Origin of the sequence: Flavobacterium sp. LC2016-12 (assembly GCF_015351595.1) — a bacterium.
GTDB lineage: Bacteria > Bacteroidota > Bacteroidia > Flavobacteriales > Flavobacteriaceae > Flavobacterium.
Map to the genome: position 1 here is coordinate 75053 of NZ_JADKPT010000017.1, position 22142 is coordinate 97194.

The 22142-nt window shown below is 35.5% G+C and carries 14 protein-coding genes; 12 read left to right on the forward strand and 2 right to left on the reverse strand.

All coding sequences use genetic code 11. The annotated features are described in order from the left end of the window. Window positions 1–38 precede the first annotated feature (38 nt). From IRZ99_RS20225 to IRZ99_RS20275, 11 genes are all read left to right on the forward strand, one after another. Window positions 39–2870 carry a TonB-dependent receptor domain-containing protein gene (locus tag IRZ99_RS20225; protein WP_194659194.1) on the forward strand — a complete coding sequence of 944 codons (2832 nt, stop codon included), beginning with the start codon at window positions 39–41 and terminating at the stop codon, window positions 2868–2870. An 83-nt stretch (window positions 2871–2953) separates the two neighbouring features. After that, window positions 2954–4432 (forward strand): G-D-S-L family lipolytic protein, encoded by a 1479-nt coding sequence (locus IRZ99_RS20230; RefSeq protein WP_194659195.1) that lies wholly within the window; start codon window positions 2954–2956, stop codon window positions 4430–4432. A 237-nt stretch (window positions 4433–4669) separates the two neighbouring features. Beyond that, a complete protein-coding gene (gene atpD / locus IRZ99_RS20235) occupies window positions 4670–6181 on the forward strand; it encodes a F0F1 ATP synthase subunit beta (RefSeq protein ID WP_026984148.1) in 1512 nt (503 codons plus the stop codon). 96 nt (window positions 6182–6277) lie between these two features. After that, window positions 6278–6559, forward strand: coding sequence for a F0F1 ATP synthase subunit epsilon (locus tag IRZ99_RS20240; protein ID WP_194659196.1), 282 nt, complete (start codon window positions 6278–6280; stop codon window positions 6557–6559). Window positions 6560–6669: 110 nt separating this feature from the next. Beyond that, entirely contained in the window at window positions 6670–7806 is a 1137-nt protein-coding gene (locus IRZ99_RS20245) for an 8-amino-7-oxononanoate synthase (protein WP_194659197.1), read from the forward strand. Window positions 7807–8274: 468 nt separating this feature from the next. After that, window positions 8275–9138: a TraB/GumN family protein gene (locus IRZ99_RS20250; RefSeq protein WP_194659198.1), complete on the forward strand. Its 864-nt coding sequence runs from the start codon at window positions 8275–8277 to the stop codon at window positions 9136–9138. A 7-nt stretch (window positions 9139–9145) separates the two neighbouring features. After that, the gene (locus IRZ99_RS20255; RefSeq protein ID WP_194659199.1) at window positions 9146–9649 is read left to right on the forward strand and encodes an RNA polymerase sigma factor; all 504 of its coding nucleotides are present in this window, start codon (window positions 9146–9148) and stop codon (window positions 9647–9649) included. After that, window positions 9639–10253: a hypothetical protein gene (locus IRZ99_RS20260; RefSeq protein ID WP_194659200.1), complete on the forward strand. Its 615-nt coding sequence runs from the start codon at window positions 9639–9641 to the stop codon at window positions 10251–10253. Before IRZ99_RS20255 ends, IRZ99_RS20260 begins: the two co-directional genes overlap by 11 nt. 70 nt (window positions 10254–10323) lie before the next feature. Next, window positions 10324–10941: a dethiobiotin synthase gene (bioD, locus tag IRZ99_RS20265; protein ID WP_194659201.1), complete on the forward strand. Its 618-nt coding sequence runs from the start codon at window positions 10324–10326 to the stop codon at window positions 10939–10941. A 123-nt stretch (window positions 10942–11064) separates the two neighbouring features. Then, window positions 11065–12336 carry an adenosylmethionine--8-amino-7-oxononanoate transaminase gene (bioA, locus tag IRZ99_RS20270; RefSeq protein WP_194659202.1) on the forward strand — a complete coding sequence of 424 codons (1272 nt, stop codon included), beginning with the start codon at window positions 11065–11067 and terminating at the stop codon, window positions 12334–12336. Window positions 12337–12539: 203 nt separating this feature from the next. Next, window positions 12540–13709 carry a beta-ketoacyl synthase N-terminal-like domain-containing protein gene (locus tag IRZ99_RS20275; protein WP_194659203.1) on the forward strand — a complete coding sequence of 390 codons (1170 nt, stop codon included), beginning with the start codon at window positions 12540–12542 and terminating at the stop codon, window positions 13707–13709. Window positions 13710–13786: 77 nt separating this feature from the next. On the opposite strand, the gene IRZ99_RS20280 is transcribed toward IRZ99_RS20275, so the two are convergent. Both IRZ99_RS20280 and IRZ99_RS20285 read right to left on the reverse strand, forming a co-directional pair. After that, the gene (locus tag IRZ99_RS20280; protein WP_194659204.1) at window positions 13787–18007 is read right to left on the reverse strand and encodes a T9SS sorting signal type C domain-containing protein; all 4221 of its coding nucleotides are present in this window, start codon (window positions 18005–18007) and stop codon (window positions 13787–13789) included. Window positions 18008–18583: 576 nt separating this feature from the next. Further along, window positions 18584–19054, reverse strand: coding sequence for a regulatory protein RecX (locus IRZ99_RS20285; RefSeq protein ID WP_194659205.1), 471 nt, complete (start codon window positions 19052–19054; stop codon window positions 18584–18586). Between the two features lie 289 nt (window positions 19055–19343). On the opposite strand from IRZ99_RS20285, the gene IRZ99_RS20290 reads away from it, so the two are divergent. Further along, window positions 19344–22142: hypothetical protein (locus tag IRZ99_RS20290; RefSeq protein WP_194659206.1), on the forward strand; the 2799-nt coding region annotated here is incomplete at its 3' end.

The following is a 22142-nucleotide window of genomic DNA, read 5'->3' on the forward strand; positions in this document are numbered from 1 at the left end:
TATTTTGGCTAGATAAACTAACCAAAAAACTAACCCACATGAGAGTGTATTTGCTAATTATGTTGTTTTTCTGCGGCGCATCCTTTGCGCAGAATACAATTACTGGTTCTGTTACTGATCGTAATAAGCAACCTATTCCTGGAGTCAATGTTGTTATTGAAGGAGAGCGCACTGGTGTCTCGACTGATTTCGACGGCTCTTTTAAATTAACTACATCGGAAAAATTGCCTTTTACTATTAAGTTATCGGCCGTAGGGTTTACAACAAAAACGGTTAATGTTACTTCGGCAACCCAAAAAATTAGTGTAGTTTTAAATGACGAAGAGAATAAGCTTGATGAGATTGTTGTTTCGGCTTCAAGAACTCCGGAGCGTGTTTTAGAATCTCCGGTTACCATCGAAAGAATGGGAATCCAGGATATTAAAAAAACAGCTTCGCCTTCTTTTTATGATGGTTTGGAGAATTTGAAAGAAGTACAAATGAATACTAGTAGTATGTCTTTTAAATCGATAAATACCAGAGGTTTTGCTACTGTTGCCAATACTCGTTTTATGCAATTGGTTGACGGAATGGATAATTCATCTCCTTTGTTGAACTTTGTTTTAGGAAATATGATTGGTGTTTCAGAAATCGATGTTCAGAGTGTTGAATTACTTCCGGGAGCATCGTCAGCTTTGTATGGTGCAAATGCTTTTAATGGAATTTTATTTATGAATAGTAAAAGCCCATTTACAAATCAGGGAATCTCGACTTATTTTAAATATGGTGCTACTTCCCAAGAGGCAGCAGGAACAAATACTTATTATGATTTTGGTATAAGATTCGCACATGCTTTTAATAAATATTTTGCAGCTAAAGCAAACTTTACCTACATGCAGGCTACTGATTGGTACGCTACAGATTATAACGACAAGACTGTTGCGGGTATCGATAGAACAAATCCTGGTTATGATGGGATAAATGTGTATGGTGATGAAGCTGCGACTAATATTAAGGGAGTAGGGCAAAAATTAGAAGCTATGGGATTAATTCCTGCAGGTGCATCTAACTTATTACCAAGTACAACTGTTAGTAGAACTGGGTATAACGAGATAGATCTTACTGATAATAAGGCATCAAATACAAAAATTGATTTTTCATTTCATGGAAGACCTTTTGGTGATGAGAGATTAGAAATTATTTGGCAAAGTAAGTTTGGTTTTGGGAATGCCGTTTACCAAGGTGCCAATAGATATTATTTGAACGATTTTTTTATGCAACAGCATAAATTAGAGTTGAAAGGGAAAAACTTTTTCGTGAGAGGATATACAACATCTGAAGATGGTGGACATTCTTATGATATGGTATTTACAGGTATTAATGTAAATAGAAAATGGAAAGATGATAATACGTGGTTTGGGCAATATGCCGGAGCCTTTATACAGGGAACATTAGGTGGTATGACGCCAGAGCAGGCGCATGCAGCGGGTAGAGCAACGGCAGATACTGGTCGCTTTATGCCAGGAACGCAGCAATTTAAAACCGCATTCAATCAGGTTATTAATGATGAAAGCGTATTGACTGGTTCTAAACTTGTTGATAATTCAAGAATATATCATTCTGATGCTAATTATAATTTTAGAGATATTATCAAATTTGCTGAAATTCAAGTTGGAGGATCTTTTAGATTATATGAATTAAATTCTCATGGCAGAATCTATACAGATGCAGATGGTCCTATTAATTATAATGAATATGGAGCATACATGCAGTTAATGAAAAAATTTATGGATGACCGATTGAAATTTACAGGGTCTATTCGTTATGATAAATCTAAAAATTTCGATGGGAACATTTCTCCAAGATTATCTTTGGTTTATTCTGGCGGAGAGAAAAGAAATCATAATTTCAGAGGATCTTTTCAGACAGGTTTCAGAAATCCATCTACACAAGATCAATATATAGGCTTTAATATTGGAAGCGCAGTGTTGATTGGATCTGCTCCTGACAATTTAGGAAGATTTAGTGAAACATTTAATCTTAGTGCCGAAGGTCAGTCATATAGTGGTGGTAATACTACAAAAGATATGACAGGTTATGATGCATATGGAAACTCTTATGTAGCTAGTTCTGTAAGTGCTTTTGCTGCTATGGCAGGAACTAATCCTGTTGAAGCTGCTAAATTGTTGAAAAAATCTAATGCTAATTATGTTAAACCAGAACAAGTAAAAGCTTTTGAATTAGGATACCGCGCCATTTTTGAAGGTTTCTCTATAGATCTTAATAGTTATTATAATATCTACAATGATTTTATTGGTAATCTAAATGTAATTTCTACTTACTATGGTAAAGCTCAGGATAATCCAAATCTTGCCGGAGGACCTACAGATCCTGGTTTTCAATCGGTTCGTGCAATCCAAAACGGAGAGTATAGAACATATCAATTGTATACCAATTCAGACGTAGAGATTCATTCACTTGGATTTGGTGTTGGATTATCAAAGAAAATTATTGCTGGTTATGAGGTAGGATTAAATTATAATTACGCTCAGTTTGATTTTGATCAAACAAAAGATCCGAGTTTTGAAGCAGGATTTAATACGCCTAAACACAGAATTAAAGGGTCTATTGGAAATGAAAAGGTATTTGAAAATTTCGGATTCAATGTTAGTGCGAGATGGAATAGTGAATATGAGTGGCAAGGAGGTTTTGCAGATGGTATTATTAAATCTGCTACTGTAATTGATGCACAAATTAATTATGCTTTGCCAAAATTAAAATCAGTTGTGAAATTAGGAGCGGCAAATATTGGAGGAAAAGAATATACTCAGGTAATTGGTGCCGGAGCAATCGGTCAGCAGTATTTTGCTTCCTGGACAATCAATCCGTAATTACAAGTTTCAAATAAAAACAATGCGTTATTCGCTTTTCTCAAGAAAGAATTAGAAAGGAATAATTTTAAAATATATAAATTATGATAAAAAGTTTCAAATGGCTATTATTGGTTTCGTTGACCTTTGTAGCTTGTAATAGTGATGATAATATCACAGAAGTAGTTGATTCGTCTGATGGTCAGCCTTTAACTTCTGGTTCTGCTGATTTTGCCAATTATGTTGCTTTGGGTGATTCCTTTGCAGCTGGTTTCAGTGATAATGCGTTATTTATTAAAGGGCAACAAGGAGCGTACACGAATATTATTGCTCAGCAATTTGCCTTAATAACTAATGCAACTTTTAAAACTCCGCTTACTAATGATAACATTGGTGGATTATTATTAGGTGGAAATGTTATTAGTGGGCCGCGTTTATATTTTAACGGAAAAGCTCCTGTTCCTGTAGATGGAGTACCAACAACAGAAGTTACTACTCACCTTTCAGGGAATTTTAATAATTTAGGAGTTCCGGGGGCCAGAAGTTATCACTTAGTTGCTGCTGGTTATGGGAATGTGGCTGGAGTAGCAACAGGAAAAGCAAATCCTTATTTTGCGAGATTTGCAAGTTCGCCAAATACAACAGTTTTGGCTGACGCAATTGCACAATCACCTACTTTTTTCTCTTTGTGGATTGGAGGAAATGATGTTTTAGGATATGCGACATCAGGAGGTTCGGGGAAAGACCAAACAGGTAATATGGATCCGTCGACTTATTCGGGCAGTGATATTACTGATCCGACAGTTTTTAAAACGGTTTATACTAATATAATAAATGGATTAACAGCTAAAGGGGCAAAAGGTGTAATAGCAAACTTGCCAAATATTACATCGTTACCTTATTTTACAACTGTACCTTATAATCCTGTAGGGTTGACAGCAGATAAAGCAGCTCAATTAAATGCCGGATACGCAGCTTACAATGGGGGCTTGCAGCAAATGAAGGCTTTAGGTTTGTTGACTGCAGATGAAGTTGCAAAAAGAACAGTAAACTTTGTAACAGGAAATAATCCTGTAGTAGTTGTGGATAGTTATTTAACGAATCTTTCTGCTTATGGACTTCCTTCGTACAGACAAGCAACAAAAGATGATTTAGTAGTTTTGACAGCTATGAATTTTATCGGAACACTTGTAGACGAAGATCCAACAAAGGTAAATGGAGTTTCAGTGCCTTTGGCAGATAAATGGGTGTTGACAAAAGATGAAGTTGCTGAAGTAGCAAAAGCAACTAAGTCCTATAATGAAACTATTAAAGAAGTAGCTACGGCAAAAAACTTAGCTATATTAGATACAGAAATTCTTATGACACAAATAGCGGGTGCTGGGATTACGGCTAATGGATTTACAATGAAATCTACATTTGTAACAGGAGGAACTTTTTCTTTAGACGGAGTTCACCCGTCGCCAAGAGGATATGCTCTGATTGCTAATAAGTTTATAGAGGTTATCAATGCTAAGTATGGATCAAACTTAAACGGAGTTAATATAGGTAATTATCCGGTTATGTTTCCTAAAGTATTATAATAAAGCCAATTTTTTTTAGTAAGAAAGTCACTCGTTTCCAAAATGCAGTGGCTTTTTTTATTTCCATAAAAAAATGCTATTTTAGATATTTTAAGCCTGTCTTTTAGGAATCAAACAAAATCATAGTATTTTTTATGAAAAAAAAATTGATTTTATATTTTAAAAAATTATCTTTGCGCTCTGAAAAAAGAGGTATTTTCGATAAACCTAAATAGCTATTTAATAAATACATAAGTAATGTCAAAAGTAATAGGAAAAGTTGCTCAAATCATTGGACCAGTAGTTGACGTAGTTTTCAACGGTAAGGATGTTGAACTTCCAAAAATTTATGATTCACTAGAAGTCACTAAAAAAGATGGAACTTTATTAGTTCTAGAAGTACAATCTCACATTGGAGAAAACACTGTTCGTACAATCTCTATGGACTCTACAGACGGTTTGTCTAGAGGATATGAAGTAGTTGGAACTGGTAATCCAATCCAAATGCCAATCGGTCCAGATGTATATGGAAGATTATTCAATGTAATTGGAGATGCAATTGATGGTTTAGGAAACTTGCCAAAAACAGGAGAAAACGGTTTGTCTATTCACAGACAAGCTCCTAAATTTGAAGATTTATCAACTTCATCAGAAGTTTTATTCACAGGTATTAAAGTAATCGATTTGATTGAGCCTTACGCAAAAGGAGGTAAAATTGGATTGTTTGGTGGTGCCGGTGTTGGTAAAACAGTATTGATTCAGGAGTTGATCAACAATATCGCAAAAGGTCACGGTGGACTTTCAGTATTCGCAGGAGTAGGTGAAAGAACACGTGAAGGAAATGACTTACTTCGTGAGATGTTAGAGTCAGGAATTATTAAATATGGTGATGATTTCATGCACTCTATGGAGAATGGAGGATGGGATTTATCTAAAGTAGATATGCCAGGAATGAGAGAGTCTAAAGCTACTTTCGTTTTCGGACAAATGAATGAGCCTCCTGGAGCTCGTGCACGTGTGGCACTTTCAGGATTATCTATCGCTGAATATTTCCGTGATGGAGCTGGAACTGATCAAGGTAAAGACGTATTGTTTTTCGTTGATAACATCTTCCGTTTTACACAAGCAGGTTCTGAAGTATCAGCACTTTTAGGTCGTATGCCTTCTGCAGTAGGATACCAACCAACTCTAGCAACGGAGATGGGAGCTATGCAAGAGCGTATTACATCTACAAACAAAGGATCTATTACATCTGTACAGGCAGTTTACGTTCCTGCGGATGACTTAACTGACCCGGCACCGGCAACAACGTTTGCTCACTTAGATGCTACTACTGTATTGTCTCGTAAAATTGCTGAGTTAGGTATTTATCCTGCGGTTGACCCGTTAGATTCTACTTCAAGAATTTTGACTCCTCAAATTTTAGGAAATGAGCACTACGACTGTGCACAAAGAGTAAAAGAGATTCTTCAAAAATACAAACAATTGCAAGATATTATTGCGATCCTTGGTATGGAAGAGTTATCTGAAGAAGATAAATTATCTGTATCAAGAGCACGTCGTGTTCAACGTTTCTTATCTCAGCCTTTCCACGTAGCGGAGCAATTTACAGGTATTCCTGGAGTTTTGGTTGACATTAAAGATACTATCAAAGGATTCAACATGATTATCGACGGTGAGTTAGATCATCTTCCTGAAGCAGCTTTCAACTTGAAAGGTTCTATTCAGGATGCTATCGAAGCTGGAGAAAAAATGTTAGCTGAAGCATAATAATCAAGCAGAGCTTGATAAAATCAAAAAAATAAAAATTCCAAATTCCAAGATTGGGATTTGGAATTTTATAATTTGGAATTTTAAAAAACAGTTATGATTTTAGAAATAGTATCACCAGAAGCAAAATTATTTTCAGGAGAAGTAACATCAGTTACATTGCCTGGAGTTGATGGAAGCTTTCAAATATTGAATCACCATGCTCCTATTGTTTCTATTCTAGAAAAAGGAACTATTAAAATTGCAGCTACAAGTTTCAATTTTTCTAAAGAGGTAGCAGGTAAATTCACGAAAGTAAATGACCAGACTTATACATTAGAGATCACGTCAGGTACTATCGAAATGAAAGACAATAAGATTATTGTTTTAGTTGACTAAAACAATTTGAAATAAAGGAAAAAGCCAAACAGAAATGTTTGGCTTTTTTTTTCTAGCCCTTAAAGATTAAGTTTTATGCCATTTATTTTCAATTTCATAACTTTGCTTTTATGAAATTACCTGAAAATCTTATTCAAAAGCTTGAAATCAGAAAGCAAAATAATGCGTTAAGACAATTGCCAAGTTTTAATAATCTTGTCGACTTTTCTTCAAATGATTATGTTGGCTTTTCAAGATCTGAGGCAATTTTTAAATTAGCGCATCATTATTTAATCGAAAACGAGATTATTCAAAATGGCGCGACAGGTTCCCGTTTAATTTCGGGTAATCATTCTTTATATCAAATTGCAGAAACTTTCATTGCTGAATTTCACGACGCTGAGTCGGCTTTAATTTTTAATTCGGGTTACGATGTCAATGTTGGTTTTTTTAGTGCTGTACCGCAGCGAAATGATGTTATTTTATATGATGAACTAAGTCATGCTTCTATTCGGGACGGGATCACAATGTCAAATGCTAAATCATATAAATTTATTCATAACGATTTTGATGATTTAGAGCGACTCATCTTAAAATTTCGTAATTCAAATATCTACGTCGTTACTGAAACCGTTTTTTCTATGGACGGTGATAGTCCAAACATGGAAGAATTGGTTGCGCTTTCTGAAAAACACAATTGTTATTTGGTTGTCGATGAAGCCCACACGTTAGGTGTTTTCGGAGAAAAAGGGGAGGGCTTAACACAATACCTGAATTTACACCAAAGAATTTTTGCCCGAATTATGACTTTCGGAAAGGGTTTGGGGTGTCATGGAGCCGTAGTTTTGGGAAGCACTGACCTTAAAGAATATCTGGTAAACTTCGCCCGAAGTTTTATTTATACGACAGGTTTGTCTCCACATTCAGTAGCGACAATTTTAGTAGCGTATCAGCATTTAGATATTGAAAAGATAAATATTGAGAAACTTCGTCAAAATATAGTGTTCTTTAATCAGCAGAAAAATTTATTAGGCTTAAAGCCGATGTTTGTTAGAAGCAAATCTGCCATTCAGTCGGCGATTGTTCCTGGTAATGAAAAAGTAAAACAATTAGCACAACAGCTACAAGATAAAGGTTTTGATGTAAAACCAATTCTGTCACCAACCGTTCCGGAAGGTCAGGAACGCCTTCGTTTTTGTATTCATAGCTATAATTCTGAAGAAGAAATTAATCAGGTTTTAGAGTTTCTGAGAGATTTTGTTTTTTAAAGATTATTTCACGGAGATTCACGAAGTATGCGCAGAGATACACAGAGATACACAGAGAATAAATTTTGTGAATCTCTGTTTTTTTTTGTGGATCTCTGTGAAATAAAAATAATAACTTCTCTTATCTCTTGTATTTCCTCACTTGTAAAGAAATTTTTAAATTTTTTGTAACGTTTTGATTATTCGATTACTTACAAGTCGTAATCAAATAAACCAAAACAATTATGAAAACAATAACCGCTTCAGTAAAAAAAATCATTTGTAATGTATTGCTTTTTTTAACATCATTGCAAGTAACTTATTCGTTGGTAAATCACTATGTATATGGTAAGCCATATCCTCGTCTTTTTATTATTATTGTTTGTTTACTTGTAGCAATTTTTGCTTCGATAAAAAGAGAAAAATATAGTAAGCAATAAGAGGAGTTTTAATCATCAAATCAATCAATAACTTTAATCAATCAATCAAATGAAAAATTTATTTAAATCCATTGTTACAGCTATCGCAATTATTTTTAGTTTGTCAAATCAGGCACAAACAAAATCTCCAAAACTTGAAAACTCACTTTTATGGGAAGTTTCCGGAAATGGACTAGAAAAGCCTTCTTACTTGTATGGAACCATTCATATGATTTGTGGAAGCGATTATTTTTTGTCTGAAAAAGCAAAAAAAGCATTCGAATCTTCAAATAAATTAGTATTAGAAATCAATTTTTCGGATCCAAACGAAATGAGTGATATCCAAAAAATGGCAATGGGAAAAGAACCTCTAAGTAAAAAGTTAAGCCCTGAACAATTGTCGCGATTAGATGCGATTTTGAAAAAAGAAACGGGAATGACGGTGCAGCAAGTTGACGGTTTTAGTCTGATGACAGTAATGAGTTTAATCTCCATGAAAAGTTTTGGTTGTACCGATTTGAAATTTTACGAAATGGAATTTATTGAACAGGCTAAAAAAAGAAATATCGAAGTAGGCGGTCTAGAAACTGTTAAGTCTCAATTTTCAATTCTTGAAAACGCCTATTCTAACGATGAAATGATTGACTTGCTAAATGAGTCAACTCCGGAAGAAACGGCTAAATTAGTATCGCTTTATAAAGGGGAGAATGTGGATGGAGCCTATGCGCTTGCCACAGATTTGAAATTTACCAGCGAGAAAACAAAAAAAGCGATTCTTGATGATCGAAATAAAAATTGGGTAAAAGATATGCCTGAAGTAATGAAAAAAGAAAGTGTATTTTTTGCGGTTGGAGCAGCTCATTTAGGAGGAGAAGAAGGGGTAATTAATTTGTTAAGAAAATCAGGATATAAAGTAAAACCAATATTGAAATAAGATTGTTTTGAAAGAAAAAGAGCAAGAATTTTTAAACCGGATAGAAAACCACAAAGGTATTTTGTACAAAGTCTCTAAGATGTACATGGATAATCATGATGATCAACAGGATTTGTTTCAGGAAATTGTTTGTCAGCTTTGGAAGTCGTATGATACTTTTCGGAATGAAAGTCAGTTTTCTACCTGGATGTATCGGGTTGCAGTAAATACCGCTATCGTTTTCCTGAGAAAAGAAAAGCGTAAAGTTGATAAATATGAAATTGCTTCAGAGAACATTAAGGATGATGAGGGCGATTCGCATATCAAAGAAAGCCAGCTTGATCATTTTTATAAAGCAGTTCAGAAATTGGAAAAAATTGACAAAGCGATTATTTTCTATCAGTTGGAAGGGTTTTCTCATAAAGAAATTGGAGAGAATCTTGGGGTTTCTGAGGGAAATGCCCGTGTAAAACTAAACAGAGCAAAAGAAAAATTAAAAGAAATTATTAAAAATCAAGGATATGGATTTTAACGATATACAAAACGCATGGAAAAATGAACAAACTGAAAATGTTATTCTTCCAAATAATTTAGAAAAAATACAATCTGCCAATACGCCCCTGGACAAGATTAAGAAAAATTTAAAAAACGAGTTTATTTATCAAATCATTTCAATTGTTTTGATTGGATTGGCGCCTCTGTCATTGCATTTTCCAGCTAAAGGGTTAATTTTGTTTTACTTGCTATTTAGTCTTTTTGTGGCAGTTTGTATTTATTATTTTGTCAAGTTTTACTTTTTTTATAAAAGACTGAGCACAATTACGTTAAAAACAAAAGACAGTTTATATGAAACTTATTTTGATATCAGGCTGAATATGGAATTATATAAAACCTTCGGATTTGCTTTAACGCCTTTTTTAATTTTATATTTCATTGGTTTTTTTTACTATGAATTTTCTAAAATTCCAGGTTTTTTTGCCGATGGATTTACAAATTATCAATTAATAGGATTGTTTTCTGTTGTCGTTTTTTGCATGCTTTTTATGGGAATTTCGCTGGAGTGGTGGGTTCATAAGTTTTACGGAAAATATGCCAAAGAAATTAGAAAAGTGATCGACGAACTAAAAGAAGAATAAAAGACAACCCATCGTAATTGATGGGTTTGTTGTTTTAATTGGTATTTTTGTACTCCATTAAAAGAAAGAAATGAAAATATTCATAACAGGAATTTCAACCGATGTTGGTAAAACGATAACTTCTGCTATTGTGGTTGAAGCTTTAGAAGCAGATTATTGGAAACCAATTCAGGCGGGAGATTTAGATAATTCAGATAGTCATAAAGTAAAAGCTCATGTTTCAAATTCTAAATCTCAATTTTACCCAAACGTTTACCAATTAAATACACCTGCCAGCCCTCACTTAGCAGCTGAGATAGATGGAGTCATAATTGATTTGAAAGGAATTCAGGAACCAAAAACAGAAAATCATTTGGTTATTGAAGGAGCTGGCGGAATATTCGTTCCGTTGAATGAAAAAGATACAATCATCGATTTGATTCAGTCAGATTATAAAGTGATTGTAGTATCAAGACATTACTTAGGAAGTATCAATCATACACTGTTGACTATTGAAGCTATTCAGAACCGAGGTTTTAAAGTGGCAGGAATTATCTTTAGCGGAAGCGAAAACAAATCAACCGAAAGTTTGATCCTAAATAAAACAGGAATCAAATGCATTGGAAGAATTGATGAAGAACCTTATTTTGATCAAAACGTAATTCGGGAATACGCTGATTTGTTTCGAGACAATCTGTTGAATTTATAGAGCAATGAATATAGAATAAAGAGTAAAGAGTATAGAATTAAGAAAATGGACTTTCTTATCTTTGTCAAAACGATAGCAGCCTAGTCTTTTTTCTATGCTCTATACTCTATTTTCTAAAAAAAAATGACTTTAACAGAAAAAGACAGCCAATACCTTTGGCATCCTTATACCCAGCACAAAACTTCACAAACGCCAATTGCAATTTCCAGAGGAGAAGGTGCATTACTTTGGGATGAAAACAATAAAGAATATATTGATGCGATCGCGTCTTGGTGGGTAAATCCATTTGGACATAGCAATAAATTTATTGCCGATGCTATTTACAAACAATTAACCACTTTAGAACATGTTTTGTTTGGTGGTTTTACCCATGAACCAGCAATAAAAGTGGCTGAAAAGCTGATAGAAATTCTGCCAAAGAATCAGCAGAAAATTTTCTTTTCAGATAATGGTTCAACTGCTGTAGAAGTGGCGATTAAAGTAGCTTTACAGTATTTTTTCAATAAAAATGAAAAACGCACAACGATAATTGCTTTTGAGAATGCTTTTCACGGAGATACTTTTGCAGCAATGGCGGCAAGTGGAATTTCATTTTATACACAGGCTTTTCAGGGAATGTTTATTGATGTAGTTCGAATTCCGGTTCCGGTAAAGGGACAGGAAGAAGTAAGTTTTGAAGCATTGAAAAATGTAATTCAAACGCACAATTGCGCCGGATTTATTTTCGAGCCTTTGGTTCAGGGTGCGGCAGGGATGGTGATGTACGAACCTGAAGCTTTAGCAAAGCTGATTCAGATTTGCAAAGAAAACCAAGTATTGACCATCGCAGATGAAGTAATGACGGGGTTTGGAAAAACAGGAAAAACCTTTGCAATGGATTATGTTTCTGAAGATCCGGATATGATTTGTTTGTCGAAAGCTTTAACCGGAGGAACAATTCCGATGGCGATTACCACTTTTACGCAAGATGTTTTTGATGCTTTTTATGATGATGATATCAATAAGGCATTATTTCATGGACATACCTTTACTGCAAATCCAACAGGTTGCGCTGCAGCTTTGGCAAGTATCGACTTATTGCAAACTGATGAAATGCAGATCAATATTGAAAGAATCAATAAAAGTCATTTGGCATTTCAGAAAAAGATTGAAAATCATGCAAAAGTAATAACGGCCAGAACTTTGGGAGTTATTTTTGCTGTTGAAATCAAATCAGATTCAGAAGAAAGTTACTACGGATCCATGCGCACAAAATTATATAATTTCTTTATTGATAAAGGCGTTATTTTGAGACCGGTTGGAAACATCGTTTACATTCTTCCTCCGTATATAATGAATGATCAACAACTTCAAAAAGTTTACAATACAATTGAAGAAGCTATAGAGATGGTGTAATTTGCCCACAGATTTGACGGATTAAACAGATTTACGCAGATTATAATTAAAATCAGTGTAAATCAGTGTAAATCTTTTTCATCCGCGTCATCCGCGTTCTATGTTTCCGAAAAGCTTTGCGAACTTTATACGCAATTAATTAAGACATTTTATAAACTTTTGCGACCTTTGCGGTTAAATGCAACAAGCATAAAAACAACATTTTGAATACAAATAAAATCTCCATAACAGCTTTTTCTTCTATTTCTCCTTTAGGAAATAATACCGACGAAGTTTGGAAAAAATATCTCAATAATCAACATTGTTTTTCGAAACAGTTTTTAGATCAGCAGGAAACTTCTGTTGCTGCTTTGAGTGCTGAATCAAAACAGATTGTTGCTGAAATTCGGGAATCAGATCCTAAATATAAATTTTTAGATGATTCGGTTTTGTTTGCTTTGGCAGCTTCACGAAAAGCAATTAAACAAGCAAGCTGGAATTCAGATGATATCTTCGGAATCAACATTGGATCTTCTCGCGGTGCGACTGATTTATTCGAAAAACATTACAAAGAATATATAGATACCGGAAAAGCGCAGACTTTAGCTTCTCCAACAACCACTTTAGGGAATATTTCATCCTGGATTGCGCACGATTTACAAAGTGTGGGTCCGGAAATTTCACATTCTATTACTTGTTCAACAGCGCTTCATGCTGTATTAAACGGTGTTGCCTGGTTAAAATCTGGAATGGCAGATAAATTTTTAGTAGGCGGAAGCGAAGCTCCATTGACTGATTTTACGATTGCTCAAATGAGAGCGTTAAAAATATATTCGCGTATTAATCAGGAAGAAGAAGCTTGGCCAAATCTCGCTTTTGATTTTAAAAAAACGCAGAATACTATGATTTTAGGCGAAGGCGCCGCAGTTTGTTGTTTGGAAGCGGGAGCGAAAGAAAATGCGATTGCTTATATTACCGGTGTTGGTTATGCAACCGAAATTCTGGAGCATAATATTTCTATTTCTGCAGAAGCAGACTGTTTTCAGAAATCGATGAAAATGGCATTAAAAGAGGAAAACCTTGAAGATATTGACGTAATTGTAATGCATGCTCCCGGAACCATAAAAGGGGATTTAACAGAATTGCGTGCCGTCGAAAAAGTATTTGGTTCAAAAATACCTTTATTGACTACAAACAAATGGAAAATTGGGCATACGTTTGGAGCTTCTGGAATTTTGAGTTTAGAATTAGCTCTTTTAATGATGGAGCATGATACATTTATCGGAGTGCCGTTTGGCGAAAAGCAAATGCAAGCTAAACCAATTAAGAAAGTAATGATTAATGCAGTTGGTTTTGGGGGAAATGCAGTAAGTATTTTGATTGAAAAACGATAATTAGACTAGATTTTAGATTTTATAAAAAAAAACTCCATTTGCTATGCAAATGGAGTTTTTTTTGTGTTGTTGTGTTTTTATTGAAAAACAATTTTCTTTGTTACTACATAATGGTTTTCTAAAGTTACTTTCACTAATAGAACCTGATTGGCTGCTTGTAGATTTGATATCAGAAGTTCAGTTGATCCTATTTTGTTTTTGGTTTGAAGCTGTTTTCCATTTATATCAAAAATTGTTACTTCTTTAATATTTTCTTTTGCCGATGTAACTTTTATCACTTTATCTTTTACAGAAACTAAAAGTCCGTTTTCGATATTTTCAAAATCGCCAGTTCCAAGAGTTTTGTTTGTATAACTAAGCACAAAACGATCTTCAAAAGTTCCTTTTTCAGTTGCAAATGTATAATTAGCAGCGCGTAAATCAACTGTTTTCCCAGTTGTTTTGTCTTCCAGGTATACGGCTTGGGTATCAAATAATCCATCAGTGTGATCGATAGAGATTGTAAAATCTCCAACAATACTGCTTACATATCCTAGCGGAATCACGTCAGTATCACTAAAAGGTAATGCACGCCCCTGGATGGTTAATTTATTTGTTTCGTTAATACTATAAAAGTCTACATAAGTATTACCATCAAGTGTTGGTCCGTCATAATTGATGTCCCAGCTATTTGTTGCTCCATCAAGATATCCAATCAATGTTTGCTTGAAAGCACCTTGTTCATTGGTTAGATTCAGCCATATACGGTTTTTGTCTTTATCTTCTGAATCGGTAGTCTTGAAAAACTGACTATTATTACCGCCAACTCGCATGTCGTTTGTAAATCTAATTGGGTTAGTTGTACTTCCAGTTATAAAGAAAGCCTGGCCTGAGGCAATCTTACCAGTAGGGCCAGTTTTATATCCTTCAGTTGTTGCTCCTTTTGATGTTGCAACGCCACCTGTTAAACTATAAACAGCATAATCTGAAGTAGTATAGTTGTATTTTGCATCTCCTTCAACATCAATACTTGGAGGTGAATTGTGAGTCCAAAAATACAATGCACCCACATCTGCATTTGCGTCATGATTAATTTGAATAAACTTCTTGGCATCTAATGCTGAAGGATAAGGGTTGCCGACTAATATATTTTCGCCTGGCACATTGGTAATGAAATAATCGCCATTATTCGGTTTTCCGGTAAATGAAGCTGGATAAACTTCAGCTTTTTTTAAATCATAATTCTGTGGTGCTCTTATAATATAACCTATACCCGGCTCCATTGGCAGGACACCTCTAATACTAATTTTCCACCCTGTCCCAGGTACATAACTATAATATTTATCGTATAAAGTAAGTGGTGATATATCAGCCAGTGTAAATGCTGGTGTACGAGTTACAGGGGATGACCAAAAAGTAAAGTCATAACGTCGAACGGGAGCTGTATTTCTTTGCACGACAAACGAATCAAAATCTCCGGTAAAGGCATCTGCAGTGGTACTATTCTGCAGTAATGACGAATTGTTTTGAAGCAAAAGTTTACCGCCAGTACCAATTGTTAAGTTCTGATTTACCGTTAATGTTTTGTCTGCAGGAACTGTTAAAGTAATTCCCGGTTTAATAGTACACGAGCAAACTTCAAGATCGGTTTGTAAAGTTGTGTTACTTGATATTGTAATAGCTGTTGTGTTTGATGGAACCGGACTGTTTTCAGTATAAATGGTTTCTACAGGGATAAAATTTATTATTAATTGAGCGTTATCTTTATAATCTTTTAAACGAATTTCGATTTTGGAATCTTTGTTTAAATTATAAACTGTGCCAGTTCCGCCTCCGACAAACTCAGGGCTGTTTGAATAGCTGCCGGTAAATATGGGAGTTGTGGTATTTTCGTTTAAATAAATCTGAACATTATTGTCTCTGTGCGCGATTTCAATCTTATAAGCGCCACATGGGAATCCATGTCTTTTGTAGGCTAAAGTAAAAAAGTCCTTAGGAACTGGTGCACCCTGCCATCCGGAAACTGCAGGATTAAATGAAGGAGATTCTAGAACGGCAAAAGAGTTTACTGTGTTGATGTTTACAGGTGTAGTGCTGAAATACCCGGCATAGCTATCTTTTGCTAAAGTAAAATTAGTATTATTCTCCACGGCAGTCGTAAAGCCATATACTTTCCATAAATTTTCGCCCCACTCATAATTTTGGTTGTCGCCTGCAATAAGACCCATTGAAAATTGTATTCTGGAGTCAGTTGTTTTTTCATAGTATTCAATGTCAAAACGATATTCGACTCCAGCGGTTAAAGTGATATTAATTGCTTTTTGTGTGTAATTTTGCCCTGTCCACTGCTCAATTACTTTTTGATCATTAATGTACAAACGATACAAATCATCACCGCCTAATGTAATATTATAAGTTCCGGTTGCAGCAACCGTTGTTTTCATTTTATAGCGCACAAAGAAATTGTCAAGTGGAGGCGTACCACATAACTGAGGATTGACACCTGTTACGGCACCCTGAACAACGTCTCGGTTAAACAATTGTGGTTCTTCAACGCGTCCGATATAAGTCATGTTTGCTCCAATTGGCAGCGTTGTATTTGTTGAAGGATTTGGTGGAGTCGAACTGCTTGAAGAGTAAACATAACCAATCCATGAATTAGTACCGTAGGTAGTTTGATCACCTGCTGGGATACATGGAGGAGGTGTTACTGTTACAACAACACTTGCGCAAGTTGTAGTATTACAAGTTCCTTTATATCTCACATAATAAGTTGTGTTAGAAGTCGGAGATACAGTTATGCTGTTTCCTGTTCCAGCTGAAGTTCCGCCGCATGATCCTGTAAACCATTCTACAGTCGCTCCCGTGCCTAAACTTCCCCCGGTTACTGACAATGTTGTATTATTTCCGCTTTGGATTGTTGTAGTTCCGGATATTCCAGTCGGTGCTGATGATGCAGCATTAACTGTTACAACAACTGAATTAGAAGTTATAGGGGTAGCAGTACAGTCTCCGCTGATATCAACTGTGTAATTTCCTTGATTAGCAGTGGTTGGATTTGTTAAAGTAAGCGTTGCGGTACCTAGCCCGGTGTAAACACCATCGTTAATAATTGCAGTTCCGTCCTTTTTCCATAGATAAGTCAAATTTGTTCCGGTAGCCGTAACTGAAATAGTTTTGGTTCCTGTTCCTGAACAAGTTGCTGTTGGAGCTGTTGGCTGTATTGTAATTGCTGGAGCACTGTTTATTGTTACCGCTACTGGGTTTGAAGTTACATTGTTACATGAACCCGTAATTACAACATCGTAATTACCTGCATCTGAAGCTAACGGATTTGTGAAAGTTAAAGTTGAAGTTCCTTGACCAGAAATGGCACCTGTATTACTAACAGCTGTACTTCCTTTTCTCCATGAATAGGAAAGTACCGTTCCGGTTGCAACAACAGAAATTGTTCTGGTTCCTGTTCCTGCACAAGTTGCTGTCGGCGCCGTTGGTTGAGTTGTTATGGCTGTTGCTGTTCCGACCGTGACATTAGCAGGAGCAGATGAGTCGCTCTGGCAGGATCCGGATTTTGTGGTTTTGACAGTATAACTTCCAGCTGTCGAAACTGTAATACTTTTGGTTGTCTGGCCTGTAGACCATAAGTAGCTATCTTGGTCACTAGAGGTTAAGGTTACGTTTCCTCCTGAGCAAAGAGAAGTAATTCCTGAAATAGTAGGTGTTGCGGTTTTGTTATTGCTTACAGTAACGGCAAAGGTTCTAGTGACGCTGCTGCTTGCTGAAGCGCAAGTATTAGATACAGTAACTGAAATATTTCCGTTACCTGCACCAATGTTAGCAATTATAGAATTTGTATTTTGGCCTGAGACAATACTCCAGCCATTACCATTTGGTACATTCCAATTGTAAACTGCACCACCTGGAACTTCAGGTATTGTATAAACTTGATTGGTGTTTCCGTTACATTGAGATGTTGTACCAGAAATTTGTCCCACCGCTCCGAAGGTAGGCCCAAGTATGGAAATTGTTTTTTTAGCAGTTTTTATTTCACTACAATTTGCCTGTGTAACTGTATAAATAATGTCTACAGTTCCGGGTGAGATTCCTTTAACATTTATATTTGCGCCAGAAGGGCTAAGTTGAACAAGTGAAGGGTTGGAAGATGACCAACTTCCTCCTGCAGACCATCCTCCTGCAGACCAAAATACAAGAGATGAACCTGCACATATTTTATTGTCGTTGCTAGATACTGTTCCTGCGGTTGCTCCAGAGTTACATTGCGCATTAGTAATATTAAAACTTAATCCAAAAAAAATCACAAGAAAAGCAATTTTAAAACTAAATTTTTTGGCGCGTACTTTAAAAAAAGGTAATAGTAAAAATAAAAAAGGTAAAAGTAATTTTCGAATCATATTAAATCGTGGCATTTAATTTAAAAAAAATGTTTTTTTTATTTTGTTTTGTTTAATGTTTGTGCGCCATCAATTACTTGAAAAAGTTACATTAAAAAGAAGCCAAGTAGTCATGTTAAGTGGTTTCAATCAGGATGTTATGCTGGCATAGCATTTAACCTAGCAAAGATATATACATCTACGAGTTTGATATAATCATGGTTTTGTAATGGCCAATTAATCGATGAAGTGTTTGGATTAATCGTTGAAATGCATGTCGAAAAGTATGGTTTTATGGAATTTCTTATAAATCTGTAATTTTAAATATAGGAAAAGTCGCAACAAACGAAGTGAAATTGCTTAATTTTTAAAAAATTAAGAGGAAAAACGCGAGATTGTATGATTATTTCGCAAGAAAATAACATTTGTATAGGAGAGTATTTTCTGATAAATTATGGTTCATGAGAAGCAATTAAAGTGAGTTTTTTGTAAGAAAATAGAAAGCTATTTTTCTTCCATCTCTTTTGCTTTTTCATAAACAAAATGACTCTCATAACCACGACGAAGAAGATAGTCGCAGAACTTTTTCCTTTTTTTAAGAATATTTTTTTCGGGAATACTATTCCAACATCTTTCAGCGAGATTTTCGAAGGTATTTTCGTACTCTTCAGGTGAAATTTCTTTAAGTGCGAGTGTAATATTTGTCGAAGAAATTTGTCTGGCTTTAAGTTCGTTTGTAATTCTAATTTTCCCCCACGATTTCATACGATGTTTTCCTCTGGCAAAGCTACAGGCAAATCTCGTTTCATTTAAAAAATTCCCCTCAATTAGTTGAACAACAATTGAATCAATTTCATCAGAAGTCATTTTTAGGCTGTACAATTTCGAAACCACTTCGGCATGACAGCGTTCCTGATAGGCACAAAAGTGTTCTAATTTCTGTAAAGCTTCTTTTGGAGTGCAGATAGAGTTCATGAGTTTTTTCTTGCTTTTTAACTATTATTGCTAAAAATAGTCATTTTGTTGTTAATTTTTTACCAATTTTATTCGTTTTTCTTAAAAAGAAAATTGCTAAAATGTTGTGTGTGTGAGGAATTATAATATTTTTGTACGCGAAAAAGGATGAGTTTAATTTCGTTGATAAACAAGATTTTAGCTCATAGTTATTTCAGTTTTAAAAGCCAAAATTAAAGTATTGTATTAGAAAATGCAGTTCTTTTTTGTTCTTTTTAACGCCAAACCCAAATCTAAATACCACGCCTATATGATTAAAAAATTACTTTTATTCGTTCGTTCTTTATTTTTAAATTTTTCTAATTCTTCTAAAGAAAGGTCTTTTACTCCTGGTTTAAGGTTCCTTTGTTTGGGGATGTTTTTTGTTTTTCAGTTTGCTAATGCAGCTACTATTACGAGTAAAGCAGCGGGAGGAAATTGGAGCACTGGCACAACTTGGGTTGGTAATGTAGCTCCTACAAATACTGATATAGTTATCATTGCTACTACAGGTGGCAATACTGTTACTGCTAATGCACAAGTTACTTGTGGCGGTCTGACTATAAATTCAGGAGCAATACTTACAATGAATCGAGATTTCACAGTGAACGGGATTACCTCAATAAGTGGGACTATAAATTTTGGATCAAGTAATAGCACACCAAGAGTAATGACTTTTAATGGTGCGGTAACATTGAATACTGGAGCTGTATGGTCTGAAGCTAGTTCTGGAAATGATGGTGATGATAATACATATTCTTTTGGAGATAATTTTACTAATAATGCTACTACTTTTAATGCATTAGGAGTAGGCGTTCATACTTTTAGCGGTACTAATAAAGTATTAAATGGAGCGACATCTACCACTATTCAAAGGGTTGCAATTACAGGATCTTATACTAATAATATTAATAATCCTGCGGCGTTAACAGTTTCAACGGCACTTTCTGGGGGAGGGACATTAACAAATGCTCTAAATAAAACTCTTAATATTGGAGGCTCTTCAGCAATTACAAATCTAAATAATGCGGGAACTGCAAGTATTAGTGGATCTGGAGCAATTACTACTACAGCAGCAAATTTTATAAATACTGGAACGCTTAATCTTGGTGGGTCAGGTAATATAACAGGTATTACCAATAATGCGGGGGGTACGGTTAATTTAACTAGTTCAGGTACGATTGCTACTTTTAGTAATGCTACTTCTACCAGTGTATTGCAAATTACAGCCACTTCACCTACTATAACTACTCTAACAGCCACGGCAACGGGGAATATTGTCAATTATAGCGGCGCAGCGCAGAACATAAAAGCGACATCTTACGCAAATCTTACATTGTCAAATTCTGGGACTAAAACATTTCCTGCTTCAATCGTTGCCATTTCTGGGGATCTAAACATTAACTCTGGTGTAATTGCAAATTTAAATACATTTACACATACGGCAGGAAGACTTTATTTAGGCGGAGCAACCACATCTGCAGGATCTTGGGGAAGTACAACTTCAACCGCTAATAATAAAAATGATACTTTTTTTGCTGCAACAACAGGACTAATAAATGTAAGCTCTCCATCTTGTACTGCACCGGTAATTTTTGCTATAACAGGGACAAATGATCAGGCCTACTGTAGTACTGAGGCGGGAACAATAATAGGATTATCAGGTTCAGAATCTGGTGTTAATTATCAATTATACAGAGGAACCGTTGCTGTAGGATCACCTGTCGCAGGTACAGGTTTGGCTATTAGTTTTGGCGCATTTAATACTACAGGAAAATATACCGTTAAAGCAATCAGAACGTCATTATGTACGGCAACGATGTCGGGCGGTCCAATCACCGTTTATAAATACAGTTCCCCGCCAACAATAACAGGAACAGTAACTCATGTTGGCTGTCCAACTAGTGCAACGGGAAAAATTGATATAACAAATGCTTCAAATCCTGCTTCTTTGGGCTTTGTGAGAGCTAGTACGGATGCAACTACTCAAGGTGTAAATCTTGGTCAGTCACTTTTATCTAACAGAGCTACATTTACAGTAGAGGGCTGGATTAAATTTGATAATTTGAATTATGTTACCAGAATGTCAATTTTTGGACAAAATAATGCTATTGAAATTGCCTTTGAAGATGATAATTTAAGATGTTACACTGCCAGTGGAGGTACGGTTGATGTGCCTAAGTCTGAGATTACTGCGGGTCTTTGGTACCATATTGCAGTTACTGGAGATGGTACAGCAGGAGGTTTGAAAATCTATCTGAATGGAGTTTTGAAATCTTCACCCTCAGGAATTGCAACATCAAATTATGGTTCAGATACAAATTATTCGACAAAGATAGGATACGCGGTAATGGATGCTGCTGGTAATGGTTTAACAGGGGAAATTTTTAAAGTTGGTTTTTGGAGTACAGCACTTTCAGGTACAGATGTTGCTAAATTGGCAACAGGGTTTGTAGATTATGACGCTTCTTTTAGCAACTTGATAGCGGGATATAGCTTTAATGATGGCCCTTCAGCCACCTCACTTACAGGAGTAGGGAGTTCAGCACCTGTTGGAACTTTTGTTAACCTCACTACTGCCGCATGGAAAGATCCTTATGTTTATTCATGGACTTCTGTTCCGGCGGGATACACGTCTGCAGGCAAAAATCTAACGGGTTTATTACCTGGAACATATAATGTTACAACATCGTTAAGAAATTGTACCAGCTCAGGCTCATTTACGGTTAATGCTACAAATACGGTTCCATCAATAACTACTCCTCCCTCGGCAACTTCAGCTTGCGTAGGTGGTAATGCTTCATTTAGTATTGTTGGTGCTGGGACTGGTGTAAATTATCAATGGCAATTGAGTACAGGAGGTGCTTTTGCAAATTTGACAAATAATAGTGTTTATAGTAATGTGACTACTGCAACGTTGAATATTACTGCTGTTACTGCTAGTATGAGTGGTTATCAGTATCGTTGTATTGTAGGTGGAACATGTACTCCGGCGGTTACATCGACTGCTGCAGTTCTTACGGTTAATACACCATCTGCTGCACCGACAAGCATAGGCGGAACAACAACA